General features: G+C 68.0%; 16 protein-coding genes and 1 tRNA gene. 3 read left to right on the forward strand and 14 right to left on the reverse strand.

Annotation, left to right across the window (positions count from 1 at the left end; all coding sequences use genetic code 11):
- The 3 genes from E3T48_RS15995 to E3T48_RS16005 all read left to right on the forward strand — a co-directional run.
- A partial coding sequence (locus E3T48_RS15995) for a peptidylprolyl isomerase (protein WP_134525013.1) occupies positions 1-595 on the forward strand: 595 nt, incomplete at its 5' end.
- 89 nt (positions 596-684) lie between these two features.
- Entirely contained in the window at positions 685-1,917 is a 1,233-nt protein-coding gene (locus E3T48_RS16000) for a DUF349 domain-containing protein (protein ID WP_134525014.1), read from the forward strand.
- A 106-nt stretch (positions 1,918-2,023) separates the two neighbouring features.
- Entirely contained in the window at positions 2,024-2,572 is a 549-nt protein-coding gene (locus tag E3T48_RS16005; RefSeq protein ID WP_134525015.1) for a type IV toxin-antitoxin system AbiEi family antitoxin, read from the forward strand.
- On the opposite strand, the gene E3T48_RS16010 is transcribed toward E3T48_RS16005, so the two are convergent.
- The 14 genes from E3T48_RS16010 to E3T48_RS16075 all read right to left on the reverse strand — a co-directional run bounded on the left by E3T48_RS16010 (position 2,569) and on the right by E3T48_RS16075 (position 16,936).
- Positions 2,569-4,848 carry a RelA/SpoT family protein gene (locus E3T48_RS16010; RefSeq protein WP_134525016.1) on the reverse strand — a complete coding sequence of 760 codons (2,280 nt, stop codon included), beginning with the start codon at positions 4,846-4,848 and terminating at the stop codon, positions 2,569-2,571. The two genes, E3T48_RS16005 and E3T48_RS16010, sit on opposite strands and share 4 nt — an antisense overlap.
- Before the next feature lie 98 nt (positions 4,849-4,946).
- Complete coding sequence (secF, locus tag E3T48_RS16015; RefSeq protein WP_134525017.1) at positions 4,947-5,963, reverse strand: protein translocase subunit SecF; 1,017 nt, start codon at positions 5,961-5,963, stop codon at positions 4,947-4,949.
- Positions 5,963-7,684 carry a protein translocase subunit SecD gene (gene secD, locus E3T48_RS16020; protein WP_134525018.1) on the reverse strand — a complete coding sequence of 574 codons (1,722 nt, stop codon included), beginning with the start codon at positions 7,682-7,684 and terminating at the stop codon, positions 5,963-5,965. The genes secF and secD overlap by 1 nt, the downstream gene beginning before the upstream one ends.
- Before the next feature lie 63 nt (positions 7,685-7,747).
- A complete protein-coding gene (gene yajC, locus E3T48_RS16025) occupies positions 7,748-8,152 on the reverse strand; it encodes a preprotein translocase subunit YajC (RefSeq protein WP_134525019.1) in 405 nt (134 codons plus the stop codon).
- Positions 8,153-8,226: 74 nt separating this feature from the next.
- Entirely contained in the window at positions 8,227-9,309 is a 1,083-nt protein-coding gene (ruvB, locus tag E3T48_RS16030) for a Holliday junction branch migration DNA helicase RuvB (RefSeq protein WP_134525020.1), read from the reverse strand.
- Positions 9,306-9,929 (reverse strand): Holliday junction branch migration protein RuvA, encoded by a 624-nt coding sequence (gene ruvA, locus E3T48_RS16035; protein ID WP_134525021.1) that lies wholly within the window; start codon positions 9,927-9,929, stop codon positions 9,306-9,308. The genes ruvB and ruvA overlap by 4 nt, the downstream gene beginning before the upstream one ends.
- Complete coding sequence (gene ruvC, locus E3T48_RS16040; RefSeq protein ID WP_134525022.1) at positions 9,926-10,528, reverse strand: crossover junction endodeoxyribonuclease RuvC; 603 nt, start codon at positions 10,526-10,528, stop codon at positions 9,926-9,928. Before ruvC ends, ruvA begins: the two co-directional genes overlap by 4 nt.
- Positions 10,529-10,534: 6 nt before the next feature.
- Complete coding sequence (locus tag E3T48_RS16045) at positions 10,535-11,299, reverse strand: YebC/PmpR family DNA-binding transcriptional regulator (RefSeq protein ID WP_134525023.1); 765 nt, start codon at positions 11,297-11,299, stop codon at positions 10,535-10,537.
- A gap of 129 nt (positions 11,300-11,428) precedes the next feature.
- Positions 11,429-11,971, reverse strand: a complete 543-nt coding sequence (locus tag E3T48_RS16050) for a DUF1697 domain-containing protein (RefSeq protein WP_134525024.1) — start codon at positions 11,969-11,971, stop codon at positions 11,429-11,431.
- Between the two features lie 9 nt (positions 11,972-11,980).
- Positions 11,981-12,574 (reverse strand): pyridoxal 5'-phosphate synthase glutaminase subunit PdxT, encoded by a 594-nt coding sequence (pdxT, locus tag E3T48_RS16055; protein WP_134525025.1) that lies wholly within the window; start codon positions 12,572-12,574, stop codon positions 11,981-11,983.
- 10 nt (positions 12,575-12,584) lie between these two features.
- Entirely contained in the window at positions 12,585-13,487 is a 903-nt protein-coding gene (gene pdxS / locus E3T48_RS16060; protein ID WP_134525026.1) for a pyridoxal 5'-phosphate synthase lyase subunit PdxS, read from the reverse strand.
- A gap of 71 nt (positions 13,488-13,558) precedes the next feature.
- Complete coding sequence (locus E3T48_RS16065; protein WP_134525027.1) at positions 13,559-14,167, reverse strand: HIT family protein; 609 nt, start codon at positions 14,165-14,167, stop codon at positions 13,559-13,561.
- Positions 14,168-16,093, reverse strand: a complete 1,926-nt coding sequence (thrS, locus tag E3T48_RS16070; RefSeq protein ID WP_241986881.1) for a threonine--tRNA ligase — start codon at positions 16,091-16,093, stop codon at positions 14,168-14,170.
- 773 nt (positions 16,094-16,866) lie between these two features.
- Positions 16,867-16,936, reverse strand: a tRNA-Val gene (locus tag E3T48_RS16075).

Genomic DNA, 16,936 nt, shown 5'->3' on the forward strand with positions numbered 1-16,936 from the left:
CGCCGCGGCGACGCCTGCCGCCACGCCTGCCGCCACGCCCACCGCCGCAGCCGGGGCCAACACGGGCGACGTGCCCGCCGCCACACTCGCCGAGGGCCGGGCGTGGACCGGCACGATGGACCTCAACGGCATCCCCCTCGGGTTCGAGCTCGACGGCGCCGCGGCCCCGCAGGCCGTGTCCTCGATGATCAACCTGGTCAAATCCGGCTTCTACACGGGAGTGTCCTGCCACCGTCTCACCACCGGAGGTTTCTCCGTGCTGCAGTGCGGCGACCCTCAGGGCGACGGCACGGGCGGCCCCGGCTACAGCTACGGCCCGGTCGAGAACGCCCCCGCCGCCGACATCTACCCGGCCGGCACCATCGCCATGGCCCGCCAGGGCGGAAACGCCTACAGCATGGGCAGCCAGTTCTTCATCGTCTATGACGACACGACCATCCCGGCGGACGCCGCGGGCGGGTACACCGTGCTCGGCCGGGTCACCGTCGGACTCGACCGGGTGAAGGCCGAGATCGTTGCCGCGGGGGTGGAGGGCGGCGGCGCGGACGGCAAGCCCGTCGTCCCGACGACCATCGCTCAGATATCAGTTAAGTAGTTTCACGCGAACAGCGGTCGGGCTTGCAATAGGCTTGACCGGGTATTGGCTCATCCGTGGGCAGACAACGACATTTAAAGGTGAGGCTCTTGACTACGACAGATCAGCAACCGTGGGGTCGCGTAGACGAATCCGGCACGGTCTACGTGCGCGAGGCGACAGGCGAACGTGCCGTCGGACAGTACCCGGACGCAACCCCGGAAGAGGCGCTGGCCTACTTCGAGCGCAAGTACGTTGAGCTCAACGGACAGGTCACGCTCCTCGAACAGCGCGCCAAGGGCGGCGCTCCCGCGGCCGACATCGCGAAGTCCGTCGCGCACCTGACCGAGGCGGTCGCCACCGCGAACGCGGTCGGCAACCTGGCTGCCCTCGCGACCCGCCTCGGCGCCCTCGGCGGCGCGGTGTCCGAGCTCACCGAGCAGCAGGGCGCCGAGGCGAAGGCCGCAGCCGCGGCCGCCGTCGCCGAACGCGCCGCCATCGTGGCCGAGGCCGAGGCGCTTGCCGCCGAGGACCCTGCCAAGACGCAGTGGAAGCAGACCAGCGCCGCGCTGGAGTCACTCTTCGCGAAGTGGCAGGCCCACCAGCACGACGCGCCCCGCATCCCCAAGGGCGAGGCCAACGACCTGTGGAAGCGATTCCGCGCCGCGCGCACGACGATCGAGCAAAACCGCAAGGCTTTCTTCGCGGATCTGGACAGCGCCCACAAGGACGTTCGCAACCGCAAGCAGCAGCTCATCGAGCAGGCCGAGGCGCTTGCCGCCAAGGGCGCAGACGGCATCCCCGTCTACCGCACCCTCCTCGACGACTGGAAGTCGGCCGGGCGCAGCGGCAAGAAGCAGGACGACGCGATGTGGGCCAAGTTCAAGGCCGCCGGCGACGTGCTGTACTCCGTGAAAAACGAGATCGACGCCCAGGACAACGAGGAATTCGCCGGCAATCTGGCCCAGAAGCTCGAGTTGCTGACGGAGGCCGAGCTGCTGCTCACCGAGACCGACCGCACCAAGGCGCGCGCCGCTCTCGGTTCGATCCAGCGCCGCTGGGACGCGCTCGGCAAGGTGCCGCGCGATTCGGTGAAGGGTGTCGAGGACCGCATGCGCAAGGTGGAGGCCGCCGTGCGCAAGCTCGACGACGACCACTGGAAGCGCAACAACCCGGAGACGAAGGCCCGCGCCGAGGGTCTCGCCGGCCAGCTGCACGACGCCATCGCCAAGCTCGAGGCCGAGCTCGACGAAGCGAAGGCAGGGAAGGACGCCGCCGCCATCGCCGCGGCGACCGAAGCCCTCGAGACGCGCAAGGCGTGGTTGAAGGCCATCGGGCAATAGGTCCCAGCGGGTCCGCCCGACTCGTCCACAGCAGTGAGAACGGGGATCTGTCCACAGATCCCCGTTTTGCCTGTCCGGGCGCCCGTGCCGGCTCCACTCTGGTCCGATGACAACCAGGCTGCGTTCCGTTCTCTCCGGACTGGACCTGCCCGTCGCCGAACTGTCCAGCGCCCGGCTCGACGGTGAACTCTTCACCGTCGGCGATTTCTGGTGCCCGGTCGACGAACTCGACGGCCGGGCCACCCGGGAACAGGCCGCCGCGCTGCTCGTGCCGGCGAGGGCCATCGCCGAACGCCTGACCGCCGCGTGGATCCACGGGCTCGCGTCGGAGCCTCGACGCCACCACTTCTGCGTGGACATCGGAGCGCGGGTGCACCTGGAGCCGTCCGCCAGGTTGATCCTGCGGGAGGTGACCTGCGCGCGCGAAGACACGATGACGGCCACCGGGCTGCGGGTGACGCGGCCTCTCCGTACGCTGGTGGACCTTGCCCGTTGGCCGAACCCGGACGTCGACGTCGTTCCGCTCATCCGCGCACTGCTCGACCTCTGCGGGCCGGGCGGCCCCGAACAGGCGCTGGTGCGCTGCAACCGCGCGTACGTGCCGTTTCGCATCCTCGCCCTGGATCGGCTCGCGGCGGCCGGCGGCCGCCTCTAGCCGTCGTTGACGCGGTAGACGTCGTAGACGGCGTCGATCCGGCGGACCGCGTTGAGCACGCGGTCGAGGTGGGTGGTGTCCCCCATCTCGAAGACGAACCGGCTGATCGCGAGGCGGTCGCTCGAGGTGTGCACGGTGGCCGACAGGATGTTCACGTGGTGCTCGGAGAGCACCCGGGTGACGTCCGACAGGAGACCGGACCGGTCGAGCGCCTCGATCTGGATCTGCACCAGGAACAGGCTCTTCGAGGTGGGAGCCCAGTCCACGTCGATCATCCGCTCCGGCTCCTTGAGCAGGGACTGCACGTTGCGGCAGCTGGCCTGGTGCACCGACACGCCGGCGCCGCGGGTGATGAAGCCGACGACCTTGTCGCCGGGGACGGGGGTGCAACAGCGCGCCAGTTTGACCAGGATGTCTGGGGCGCCGCGAACGAGAATTCCGGAGTCGCTGTTCCGGAGGGTCTGGGTTCTGCCGTGCGGCGCGAAGGGGAGGTCGGTCGCGTCGCTCTCTTCCACGCTCTGCAGCGTGGCGACGACCTTCTCGAGCACGGACTGGGTCGAGACGTGGCCTTCGCCGACGGCGGCGTAGAGCGCGGACACGTCTTCGTACTTCATCACCGCGGCGACCTCGGCGAAGGAGTCCTGGTTCATCAGCTTCTGCAACGGCAGGTTCTGCTTGCGCATCGCGCGGGCGATGGCATCCCGGCCCTGCTCGATCGCCTCGTCGCGGCGCTCCTTGGTGAACCACTGGCGGATCTTGTTGCGGGCTCGGGGGCTCTTGACGAAGCCCAGCCAGTCCTTGCTGGGACCGGAGTCGGGGTTCTTCGACGTGAACACCTCGACCACGTCCCCCGTGATCAACGGGCTCTCCAGGGGCACGAGCCTTCCGTTGACCTTGGCGCCCATGGTGCGGTGGCCGACCTCGGTGTGCACGGCGTAGGCGAAGTCCACCGGGGTCGCTCCCGTCGGCAACCCGATCACCCGGCCCTTGGGGGTGAAGACGTAGACCTCCTTGGCACCGATCTCGTAGCGGAGGGAGTCGAGGAATTCGCCAGGGTCGGCCGTCTCCGCCTGCCAGTCCGAGATGTGCGCGAGCCACGCCATGTCGGTGTCGCTCTGCGGGCCGGGTCCCGAACTCTTCCCGGTGGTCTGTTCCTTGTACTTCCAGTGCGACGCCACGCCGAACTCCGCCCGCTGGTGCATCTCCTGGGTGCGGATCTGGATCTCGACGGCGCGGCCGCTCGGGCCGAGCACCGTGGTGTGCAGCGACTGGTACAGGTTGAACTTGGGGGTGGCGATGTAGTCCTTGAACCTGCCGGGCAGCGGCGTCCACCTGGCATGGATGGCCCCGAGCACGGCGTAGCAGTCGCGCACGGAGTTGACGAGCACACGGATGCCCACGAGGTCGTAGATCTCGTCGAACTCGCGGCCGCGCACCACCATCTTCTGGTAGATCGAATAGTACTGCTTCGGCCGGCCGGCGACCTTTCCCCTGATCCGGGCGGCCTTGAGGTCGTCGACGATGGCGTCGATGACGTGCTGCACGAATTCTTCACGCTGGGGGGTGCGCTGCTTGACCAGGCTCTCGATCTCGGCGTAGAGCTTGGGATAGAGCACCGCGAAGGAGAGGTCTTCGAGTTCCCACTTGATCGTCTGGATGCCCAGCCGGTGCGCGAGGGGGGCGTAGATCTCCAGCGTCTCGGTCGCCTTGCGCACCGCGGACTCCGCCGGCACGAAACCCCAGGTACGTGCGTTGTGCAGCCGGTCGGCGAGCTTGATGATGAGGACACGGATGTCCTTGGACATCGCCACGATCATCTTGCGCACGGTCTCGGCCTGAGTGCTGTCGCCGTACTTGACCTTGTCGAGCTTGGTCACACCGTCGACGAGCATCGTGATCTCGTCGCCGAAGTCGGACCTCAACTGGTCGAGCGTGTATTCGGTGTCTTCGACGGTGTCGTGCAGGAGAGCCGCCGCGACGGTCTTCGGACCGATGCCGAGGTCGGCGAGGATCTGGGCGACCGCGACCGGGTGGGTGATGTACGGCTCGCCGCTGCGGCGGAACTGGCCCTCGTGGGCTCCCTCGGCCGCGGCGTATGCGCGCTCGATGATCGACAGATCGACCTTCGGATGGTGCATCCGGACGGTCTTCAACAGGGTGTCGACGGCACCGGCCGGCTGGGCACGGGAGAAGATCCGCGGCACCAGGCGTCGAAGGGAGGCGGGCGGCAGCGCCGCCGACGACGGCGAGGCAGGAGGCGTTGTTATCTCGGTCATCGCGTCACCTCACCTCCTCACCCAATTATCGCTCTTCGCAGAGTTGAATCAGGCTACCGGAAGTCGGGGGGACCCGATGACCGGCACGAACGCTCGGTTCAAGCGGAGACCTCCTCGGCCACCCTGGAGCCGGAGCCGGCCTTGGCGCGCAGCAGCAGCGCCTTCTTGTCCCGCTTCCGCACATCCGGTTCGCGGGTGCGGAGCTGGGCGTAGAGCGGCGAGGCGATGAAGATGGTGGAGTACGCGCCGGCGATGATGCCGATCAGGAGGGCGAGGGAGATGTCCCGCAGGGTGCCGGCACCGAGCACGAACGCGCCGATGAAGAGAATGGAACCGACTGGCAGCACGGCGACCACCGAGGTGTTGATCGAGCGCACGAGGGTCTGGTTGACGGCGAGGTTGACCGACTCGGCGAAGGTGCGCCGCGACTCAGGCCCGTCCTCCCTGGTGTTCTCCCGGATCTTGTCAAAGACCACGACAGTGTCGTAGAGGGAGTAGCCGAGGATGGTCAGGAAGCCGATGACGGCGGCCGGAGTGATCTCGAATCCGGTGATGCCGTAGAACCCGGCGGTGATGACCAGGTCGTGCAGCAGGGCTGCCATGGCCGCAAGCGACATCTTCCAGGTGCGGAAGTACAGCGCCATTCCGATGGCCGCGAGCACGAGGAAGATGATGAGGCCGCGGAGGGCCTGTCCGGTGATGTCCGCGCCCCAGGACGGGCCGATGAACGACGCCGTGACCTTGTCCGCCGACACACCGTACGAGTCGGCCAGGGCTTTCCGAACCGAACGGGTGGCCTCACTGCTGAGCTGGTCGGTCTGAACCCGGATGCCGGTGGTGCTGACGTTGGAGACCTTGGGCACGGCGGAGGGCACGATGCTGTTCACGGCCTTGGCGGCCGTCGCCTGTTCCTGCTTGGGCACATCCGACACCACGAATTCGGAGCCACCGGTGAATTCGATGCCGAAGACGAAACCGCCCCGGAGCTGCGGCACCACGAGGGCGATCAGGATCATCACCGCTGCGACCGTGTACCAGGTCTTGCGTCGTCCGACGATGTTCAACGAACGCTTGCCGGTGTGCAGGTCGTTGCCGAACTGGGAGAAGCTGGCCATTAGGAATCCTTCCCGTCGGTCGACCGATCCGTGTTGGAACCGACGAGTTCTGCCGCCTTGCGCTCGGCGATGGTCTGGCGCCTGGCGGCCTCGCGACTCGCCGATGCCAGCTTGGCGGACGGCAACTGCGGGGAGGGAGCGAACTTAGCTCTCCCCCGGTAGGTGGCACCCAGTGCGCGCGGGTCGAGGCCGGAGAACCGGTGGCCCTCGTTGAAGAACCGCGTCTGCGCGAGCAGCTGAAGCATGGGGTGGGTGAAGAGCATGACCACGGCGACGTCGACGATCGTCGTGAGGCCGAGGGTGAGGGCGAATCCCTTGACGTTGCCGACGGCCACGATGAACAAGACGCCCGCGGCGAGGAAATTCACGGCGTCCGACGCCAGCACTGTGCGGAGGGCGCGCTTCCAGCCAGCCTCGACCGAGGACTCGAGTCCGCGGCCGTCGCGCAGTTCATCGCGCACCCGCTCGAAGTAGACGATGAACGAGTCGGCCGTGATGCCGATGGCCACGATCAACCCGGCGACACCGGCGAGCGAGAGGCGATACCCCTCCCGCCAGGACAGGATCGTGATCAGCAGGTAGGTGATCAGGGCGGCAACCGTCAGGGAGGCCACCGTGACCAGACCGAGCAGGCGGTACTGCACGAGCGAGTAGAGCACGACGAGGATCAGGCCGATCAGGCCGGCGATCAGGCCGCTGCCGAGCTGGGTCGAGCCCAGCGTGGCCGAGATGGTGTCCTGGCTCTGCACGGTGAAGCTGATCGGCAGGGCGCCGAACTTGAGCTGGTCGGCGAGCGTCTTGGAGGAGGCCTGGGTGAAGTTTCCGCTGATCTGCGCGTTGCCGTCGGTGATCACGGCCAGGGTGCGCGGTGCGGAGATGACCTTGCCGTCGAGCACGATGGCGAACTGGTTCTGCACGCCGGTCAGGCCGCTGAGCCGGGTGCTGACCGTGGCGAAGTCCGTGGTCCCGGTGCCGTCGAACTCGATGTTGACGACCCATTCGCCGGTGGTGGCGCCGCTCTGGGTGGTCTTCTGGCCGTTGGTGGCGTTGGAGACGTTCTGTCCGCTGACCTCGACCGGGCCGAGGATGTATTTGATCGATCCGTCTGACTCGCAGGTGACCAGGGCTTCCTTGGCCGGCGCCACGTTCGAGGTGTCGATCTTCTTACAGTCAAAGGCCTCGTATTGGGCCTGGAGCGCCGGGGTCACCCAACTGAGGTCGCTGCCGTCGGTCGGGACGGCCGTCGGCGTGGTCGACAGGTTCGGGTCTGGCGTGGGCGACGGCGTCGGGGTGGCGGTTCCGTCTCCGCCGACGCTGGCCGCTGAGGGGGCGCCGGCGACCAGAACAGGCCGGAACTCGAGCTTCGCCGATGATTCAATCCGGTTGATCGTCGCGTCGTCGGGGATCCCGGGGATGGAGACGACGATGTTCTGGCCGCCCTGGGTGTTGATCTCCGCCTCGGAGACCCCGGAGGAGTTGATCCGCTGGCGGATGATCGACACGGCCTGGTTCAGCTGCTCCTGGGACACCGACTGTCCGGACTCGAGCTTCGGCGCGAGGATGATCTGCGTGCCGCCCTCGAGGTCGAGGGCGAGCTTGGGAGCCCAGGAACCGCCTCCGGTCAGGACGCCGGCGCTGTTGAGGGCGATGAGACCGACAATGATCACACCCAGCCAGGTCAGGGAACGCCAGGCCTTCTTGGCCGGAGTCGACTTTGCCACCTTGGAACTCAGCTTTCTTATCCCATGCCCGCGCCATTGGCGCGGGCATGGGAGAGGGGTTGGTTACGCGTCGCCCTTTTTGGGTTCTTCGTCGGATTCTGCATCGGTGACGCGCTGGCCGAACTCGGGCTCGCCCATGACGATCGCGTCGTCCTGGTTCAGCCGGGCGGTCGGGGCAGGCTCGACCTCGGATTCGCTCTCGGCCACGGTGGGCTCGACGACGCGGGCGATGGTCTGGCGATGCAGGTGCACGACGGTGCCGGGGGCGATCTCGAGGGCGACCTTGTTGGCCTCCTCATCGATGGACAGGATGGTGCCGTACATGCCGAAGTTGGTCATGACCTCGGCGCCTGCCACCATCTGGGACTGCAGAGCTGCCTGGTCCTTCTGACGCTTGCGGCCATTGCGGAACATGAAGAAGACAAGCACGGCCAGAACGGCGAGCATGACAAGAGTCAACGGATCCATAAAACTGTGAAACCTTCCGGTTGCGGCGCGGTGGCCGAAGCGTGCGCGAATGGCTCGTGACGAACCAACTCGAATTATAGGTCATCCAGGGTGAGGGCGACCGGAGGCGCGGCGCCCTGCGGACCGACGAGACCGAAGTGCCGCCAGGCCGCCGGAGTGGCCACGCGCCCACGCGGGGTGCGCGTGAGGAAGCCTATCCGCACCAGGAACGGCTCCACGACCGCCTCGATGGTCTCCGACTCCTCCCCGACCGACACGGCCAGGGTGTTCAGCCCGACCGGGCCACCCCCAAAACGGGTCAGGATGATCTGCATGACCTCCCGGTCGAGCCGGTCAAGCCCGATCGCGTCCACGTCGTAGAGCTCCAGCGCGGCGTGCACGGCGGCCAGGTCGGCGTCTCCGCCGTGCACGAGCGCGTAGTCCCGCACCCGGCGCAGCAGGCGGTTCGCGATCCGCGGGGTGCCGCGGCAGCGCCCGGCGATCTCCGCCAGGGCCTCCCGGTCGATCGGAAGGTCGAGCAGCCTGGCGGCGCGGCCGAGAACCTGTTCCAGCTCCGACTCCGCGTAGAACTCGAGGTGGGCGGTGAAGCCGAACCGGTCGCGGAGCGGGTTCGGCAGCAGGCCGGACCTGGTCGTGGCGCCGACGAGGGTGAACGGGGCGAGGTCGAGCGGAATGGACGTGGCGCCGGCCCCCTTGCCGACCATGATGTCGATTCGGAAGTCTTCCATCGCCAGGTAGAGCATCTCCTCGGCGGACCGGGCCATCCGGTGGATCTCGTCGATGAAGAGGACCTCGCCCGGCACCAGCGAGGACAACACCGCGGCCAGGTCCCCGGCGTGCTGGATGGCCGGGCCGCTGGACATCCGGAGCGGGCGATTGCCCTCGTAGGCGATGATCATGGCCAGGGTGGTCTTGCCGAGTCCGGGCGGGCCTGCCAGGAGGATGTGGTCGGGCGTGCGGTTCTGCATGGTCGCGGCGGTCAGCAGGAGTTGCAGCTGCCCGCGCACCTTGTGCTGGCCGACGAACTCGCCCAGGCTGCGGGGGCGGAGGGCACCCTCGAAGGCGAGTTCCGCCTCCCCCTCGAGCGTCGGGTTGGTCAGTTCCACGCCGGGGTCGCCGGCCAGGCCCGGGTTCGTCGCTCCGGGATTGGTGGTCATGAGCGTCGCTCCGATGCCTGCTGGGCCGGGCCGAGACGGGCCAGGACCAGGCGGAGCAGGCTCGCCACGCCGACCTGGTCGGGGTCGGCGGCTTCGGCGAGCGTCTCCTCGACGGCCTGCGCCGCCACCCGCTCCGACCAGCCCAGGCCGATCAGCGCGGCCTGCACGCCCGCGGCGGCGGTGCCGGCGACCGGGCGGCCGGAGACGGATGCCACGGTCGTGACGGCGAGTTTGCCGGCCAGGGAGAGCACGATGAGCTTGGCGGTCTTCGGCCCGATGCCACTGACCTTGCGGAAGACGCCGTCGTCCTCGGCCGAGACCGCGTGCGCGATCTGGTTCGGGGTGAGTACGGCCAGCACACCGAGGGCGGACTTGGGGCCGACCCCGGTCACGCCGACGAGCAGTTCGAAGACCGCGAGTTCGTCGGCACCGGGAAAGCCGTAGAGGGTGAGGGAATCTTCACGCACGATCAGGGTGGTGGCCAGGCGTGCCTCCGTGCCCTGACGGAGCGACAGCGCCGTGGTGGGGGTGACCTGGATCGCCAGGCCGACTCCCCCGACCTCGATCACGACCGTTGAACCCAGGGCGGAGAGGACGAGGCCACGTACGGAGGAGATCACCGCTTAAGACTACGGGGCACGGGCGACACCGAGCCTCGTTCGGCGGCGCGCCACGCCCTCTGGGCCGGTGTCAGACTGCCGGCAGTGACGCCGGGGGCGCTGGGCAGGGTCCCGCCGGAGATCCCGGTGCGCCAGGCGTGGCAGATGGCGAGGGCGAGGGCGTCGGCGGCATCCGCGGGCCTGGGCACCTCGGTGAGGCCGAGCACCCGGGCGACCATGGCCCCGACCTGCGCCTTGTCGGCCGAGCCGTGGCCGGTGATCGCGGCCTTGACCTCGCTCGGGGTGTGCAGTGTCACGGGCAGGCCGCGCTGGGCTGCGAGCAGCAGGGCGACACCACTGATCTGGGCGGTGCCCATCACGGTGCGCACATTGTTCTGCGCGAACACCCGCTCGATCGCGACGAACGCCGGCTTGTGCCGGTCGAGCATCTCCTCGAGTCCCCGGCTGATCAGGAGCAGCCGCTGTTCCAACGGCAGGTCGGGGGCGCTGCGCAGCACCGTGACGTCAACGAGGGTCGCGGTGCGGTTCCCCGCCACGTCGACCACGCCCACACCGCACCGGGTGAGCCCGGGGTCGATGCCGAGCACCCGGACGCTCATCGGCCGCTACTCGTTTTCGGCTTCGAGCTCCGCCATGACCTCGGCCGACACGTCGTAGTTGCTGTAGATGTTCTGCACGTCGTCGAGTTCCTCGAGTGCGTCGATCAGCCGGAACACCTTGCGGGCGGTTTCGGCGTCGACCCCGACCTTGAGTTGCGGGATGAACGCGACGTCGGCCGAGTCATAGTCGATTCCCGCGGTCTGCAGGGCCGTGCGGGTGGCGACGAGATCGTGCACCTCGCTGAGGACCTCGAACTTCTCGCCCTCGTCGATGACCTCTTCTGCGCCGGCATCCAGGACCGCGGCGAGCACGTCGTCTTCGGTGACGTTGTTGCCCTTGGGAACGACGACGACACCCTTGCGGTGGAAGTTGTAGGCGACGCTGCCCGGGTCGGCCATGGTGCCGCCGTTGCGGGTGACCGTGGTGCGCACCTCGGCCGCGGCGCGGTTCTTGTTGTCGGTGAGGCACTCGATCATGATGGCGACACCGTGGGCCGCGTAGCCCTCGTACATGATGGTGGAGTAGTCGACGGCCTCGCCGGTCAGTCCGCCGCCGCGCTTGACGGCGCGGTCGATGTTCTCATTGGGAACCGAGGTCTTCTTGGCCTTCTGGATCGCGTCGACCAGGGTCGGGTTGCCGGACAGGTCGATGCCGCCCATCCGGGCCGCGACCTCGATGTTCTTGATCAACTTGGCGAAGGCCTTGGCCCGACGAGAGTCGGTGACCGCCTTCTGGTGCTTCGTCGTCGCCCACTTGGAATGTCCGGACATGAATCTCCCGTTTGTCTCGCTTGGCTGTCGATCGGTGCCGGCCTGCCGCCGCCGGCCGCAGTACTGCGTGGTCATCGCACCGATTGGGTGCTGTTCAGTCTAACCCGAGGCGCCCGGTGGGGAGCCGTTTCACCCGGCCGGTGGCGCGCCGAGCAGCTTGTCCAGGGTGCGCAGGTTGCGGGTCGTCGTCGTCGACCGGTACCTGGCCTTGCCGGTCATCCTGCTGAACGGACTCGTGATGCCGACGCTTCGGAGCACCTGCCAGTAGAGCACCCCGTCTCCGGCCACCACCCGTTCGATTGCCGGGTCCAGCCCGGGCGCCTCGGCGGCGAGCTCGCCGAGCACGGCCGGCGCAGTGCCGAAGACCACATACGGATGCCAGCCCTCCCGGCCGGGATCGAACGGGTAGTCCCGCACCACCCGGGCCAGGCTGCCGGTGTCGATGAGCACGATCCACGCCTGATAGCCGAACGTGTCGCTCAGGGCGCGTTCGATCTGGGCCTTGATCGCGGCGGCATCCGTCCGGTCCGTGTCGAAGAGCACATTTCCGCTGGCCAGGACGGTTCGCGCGCCGGTGTGGCCGAGGCCCTCGAACGTGCCGCGGAGGTCGTTCATCGCGATCGTGATGCCGTTGACGTTGATGCCGCGCAGGAGAGCCGCGAAACGGGTCATGGGCGGGCCTCAGCCACGGAATCCGGCCCGAGTGACCGTGGCCAGGAAGTACTCGTGGAACCGATGCTCGCCGGTGATCTCGGGGTGGAAGGAGGTGCCGAGCAGGTTGCCCTGCTCGACGGCGACGCAGCGGCCGTCGGCGAGGCTGGCCAGCGCCGTCGCACGCGGCCCGACGGTCTCCACGACGGGCGCGCGGATGAACACCGCGTGCACCGGGTCGGCGCCGAGCACGGGAACGTCGAGGTCGGTTTCGAACGACGCCGTCTGGGAGCCGAAGGCGTTCCGGCGCACCGCGATGTCGAGCCCGCCGAGGCTTTCCTGGCCGCGGATGGCGTCGAGGACGGTGTCGGCGAGCATGATCAGGCCGGCGCAGGTGCCGTAGACGGGCAGTCCCGCTTGGATCCGGGTGCGGAGCGGTTCGGCCAGGCCGAACGCGCGGGCAAGCTTGTCCATCACGCTGGACTCGCCGCCCGGAATGACCAGGCCGTTCACACGGTCCAGTTCTTCCGGGCGGCGAACGAGTTCGACCTCCGCGCCGAGCCCCCGGAGGAGCGCGGCATGCTCGCGGAAGTCACCCTGGAGGGCGAGAACTCCAACGCTCACGAACTGCGGACTACCAGCCGCGTTCGGAGAGGCGGTGCGGGGCGGCCAGGTCGGACACGTTGATGCCCACCATGGCTTCGCCGAGGCCGCGGGAGACGGCGGCGATGACGCTCGGGTCGTCGTAGAACGTGACCGCCTTGACGATCGCGTTGGCGCGGGCCTGCGGGTTGCCGGACTTGAAGATGCCGGAGCCGACGAACACGCCGTCCGCGCCCATCTGCATCATCATGGCCGCGTCGGCCGGGGTGGCCACGCCGCCGGCGACGAAGAGCACGACGGGGAGCGTGCCGGTGGCGGCAATCTCGGCGACGAGCTCGTACGGGGCCTGGAGCTCCTTGGCGGCGACGTACAGCTCGTCCTTGCTCAACGACGAGAGGCGGGCGATCTCACCCTTGATGGTGCGGATGTGCTTCATGGCCTCGGAGACGTCGCCGGTGCCGGCCTCGCCCTTGGAGCGGATCATCGCGGCACCCTCGGTGATGCGGCGCAGCGCCTCACCCAGGTTGGTCGCGCCGCAGACGAACGGGACGGTGAAGTTCCACTTGTCGATGTGGTTGACGTAGTCGGCCGGGCTGAGCACCTCCGACTCGTCGATGTAGTCGACGTTCAGGGCCTGGAGCACCTGGGCCTCGACGAAGTGGCCGATCCGGGCCTTCGCCATCACCGGGATGGACACCTCGGCGATGATGCTGTCGATCAGGTCGGGGTCACTCATCCGGGCGACACCACCCTGGGAACGGATGTCGGCCGGCACGCGCTCGAGGGCCATGACGGCCACGGCACCGGCATCCTCGGCGATTCGGGCCTGCTCGGCGTTGACGACGTCCATGATGACGCCGCCCTTCATCATGTCGGCGAGTCCGCGCTTGACGCGGCTCGAACCAAACTGCTCGGCGGAAGTGGTTTCAGTCATAGCCTTGATTCTATTCCTTGCGTCTTGTGAGTTTCGCACGGCGAAGTGCCGCGCGGAGCGTGAATGTGAAGCTAGTTTTCGTCCTTCGGCCAGCCGTCGGCGACCTCGCGCCGCACCTCGCCCAGCAGGCGGGGAACGGCCTTCGTCCTGGCGATGATCGGGAAGAAGTTCGAGTCGAGCGCCCATCGCGGCACGATGTGCTGGTGCAGGTGCTCAGCGATGCCCGCGCCGGCGACGCGGCCCTGGTTCATGCCGATGTTGAAGCCGTCGCAGTGGGACACCTCGGTGAGCACGCGCATCGCCACCTGGGTCAGGCTACCGATTTCGGCGATCTCCTCCGGCGTAGCCTCGTCATACGTCGCAATGTGCCGGTACGGGCAGACGAGCAGATGCCCGCTGTTGTAGGGGAACAGGTTCAGCAGCACGTAGGCGTGCGTGCCCCGTGCCACGATCAGCGCCTTCTCGTCGGCCATCTTCGGTGCGAGGCAGAACGGGCAGTCGGACTCCTCCGGCTGCTGGCCGTCCTGGATGTAGACGAGGCGGTGCGGCGTCCACAGTCGCTGGAACGCATCCGGGACCGCGGCGAAGTCGGACGAGTGCTCGATGCCCTCGAACGGGTCACCGCCGGTCCGGTCGCCGCCGACCTCGCCGCCGCCGACCTCGTCGTTGACGGCAACCATCTAGATCTGCCCCTGGCCGGTGACCTGGGCACGGGTCTCGATCGAGGCGAGGATGCGGGTGATGGCCTCGGCCACCGGCACGCCGTTGTCCTGGCTCCCGTCGCGGAACCGGAAGCTCACCGTGCCGTTGGCCTGGTCTTCCTCACCGACGATCAGCTGGAAGGGCACCTTGGCCTTGGTGTGGTTGCGGATTTTCTTCTGCATCCGGTCGTCGGCGTGGTCGACCTGGGCGCGAACCCCCGCCGCCTTGAGCCGGCCGATGATCTCATCGAGGTAGGGACCGTACTGTTCGGAGACGGGGATGCCGACGACCTGCACCGGCGACAGCCAGACCGGGAACGCCCCGGCGTAGTGCTCGGTCAGCACGGCGAAGAAGCGCTCGATCGAGCCGAACAGGGCGCGGTGGATCATGACCGGGCGCTGGCGGGAGCCGTCGGGCGCGGTGTACTCGAGGTCGAAGCGCTCCGGCAGGTTGAAGTCCAGCTGGATCGTGGACATCTGCCAGGTGCGTCCGATCGCGTCCCGCGCCTGCACTGAGATCTTCGGACCGTAGAAGGCCGCACCACCCGGGTCGGAGACGAGTTCGAGCCCGGATGCCTCGGCGACCTCCGCGAGGGTCTGGGTGGCCTCGTCCCAGGCCTCGTCGCTGCCGACGAACTTCTTCGGGTCCTTGGTCGAGAGCTCGAGGTAGTAGTCCTCGAGGCCGTAGTCGGCGAGGAGTTTCAGCACGAAGTTGAGGGTGGAGGTGAGTTCCTCCTTCATCCCCTCCTTCGTGGTGTAGATGTGGGCGTCGTCCTGGGTCATCCCGCGCACCCGGGTGAGGCCGTGCACCACGCCGGACTTCTCGTAGCGGTAGACCGAGCCGAACTCGAACAGCCGCATCGGCAGGTCGCGGTAGCTGCGGCCGCTGGAACGGAAGATGAGGTTGTGGAACGGGCAGTTCATCGGCTTGAGGTAGTAGTCGACGCCCTGCCGGGTCATCTGCCCGTCGGCGTCGTACTCGGCGTCGAGCTTCATCGGCGGGAACATGCCGTCGGAGTACCAGTCGAGGTGCCCGGAGGTTTCGAACAGGTTCGACTTGGTGATGTGCGGCGTGTAAACGAAGTCGTACCCGGCCTCGGCGTGGCGCTTGCGGGAGTAGTTCTCCATCTCCTGGCGGATGATGCCGCCCTTGGGATGGAACACGGGCAGGCCGGAGCCGATCTCCTCCGGGAAGCTGAACAGGTCGAGTTCGGCGCCGAGCTTGCGGTGGTCGCGCTTGGCGGCCTCCTCCTGGCGGGCCTGGTAGGCACGCAGTTCGTCCTTGGTGGGCCAGGCCGTGCCGTAGATCCGCTGCAGCTGCGGGTTGTTCTCCGAGCCGCGCCAGTAGGCGGCGGCCAGCCGGGTGAGCGAGTACCCGTTGCCGATCATGCGCGTGTTGGGCAGGTGGGGACCGCGGCAGAGGTCCTTCCACACGGTCTCCCCCGTCTTCGGGTCGACGTTGTCGTACATGGTCAGTTCGGTGCCGCCGACCTCGACGGACTCGTTGTCGGTGGTCAAGCTTGTCGAGACCCCCTTGAGCCCGATCAGCTCGAGCTTGTACGGCTCCGCGGCGAGCTCCGCCCTGGCCTCGTCGGCGGTCACGACCCGACGCACGAACCGCTGGCCCTGCCGGATGATCCGGTCCATGGCCTTCTCGAGCGACTTGATGTCCTCGGGGGTGAACGGCTCCGCGACGTCGAAGTCGTAGTAGAAGCCGTCGGTGACGGGCGGGCCGATTCCGAGGCGGGCGGACGGGTTCACGGTCTGCACGGCCTGCGCGAGCACGTGCGCGGCCGAGTGCCGAAGGATGTTGAGACCGTCGGCGGACGAGATGGTGACCGGCTGGGCGTCATCCGTCGGCGTCACCGTCGCGGCGAGGTCCCTGAGCTCGCCGTTGACGCGCATTGCGACAACGGACCGGTCGGTGAAAAGCTCAAAGCCGTCAACCACGTGTGTAACTCCTCAATTGTGTGCGAACCTCTCCAACTTTAGCGGCGCGCGTGGAGCCTTCGCCCCCGCCTGCCCGGCCAGGACCGCGTCCCGGTCCGTGAACGCGATCGCGGCGGCGCGAGGCATCCGCCGGACGGGCCTGGCCCTCCAATTGGGCGGTGCGCGCACGCGCGTCGCCTTGGGAGGATCAGGCCAGGCCGGGGAGAACAGTGAGCGATTTCTACAGGCGAATCGGGCAGTGGCCCAGAGGCGACCGCGTGCTGCTTGTCGCGGGCGGTTTCGTCCTCCTGCCGATTCCGTCCCTGGGACCCGTTCTCGGCCTGGCGGCCTGGTCGTTGGCGTGCCTGTCGCATCTGTCGATGGGGTCCCGGAGTGCCGCGAAGCGAAGGCAGCGAACCTACCAGCCCGTGCCGATCACGGAAACGGTGTTCTATCCCTTCAACGGGCTGCAGGAGATTGTCGGCGAATCCCACCGAGACCTGCGGGCACATCCCCGCCTATCTCGCGGCCGGGTGGGATCAGGGGCTCCGTCCGCACCTGGACGCGGGGCGGCAGCCCGTGGCCCATGCGTCGGTGTTCGGCGGCACATTGGAGAAGCCCGATTACGGTGTGTGGCTGTCGTCCGCGCCATCGCTGCGGCGCCCCAGGTTCCGGAGCTGACGCCCCGCGGGCGGTGCGCGAGGATTTTTGGGCAGCGAGAAACCCCCGGACTGCCGGGGGTTCGTCTGTGGGCGATACTGGGATCGAACCAGTGACCTCTTCCGTGTCAGGGAAGCGCGCTACCGCTGCGCCAATCGC

It is taken from the genome of Cryobacterium fucosi (assembly GCF_004403515.1).
GTDB classification, from domain to species: domain Bacteria; phylum Actinomycetota; class Actinomycetes; order Actinomycetales; family Microbacteriaceae; genus Cryobacterium; species Cryobacterium fucosi.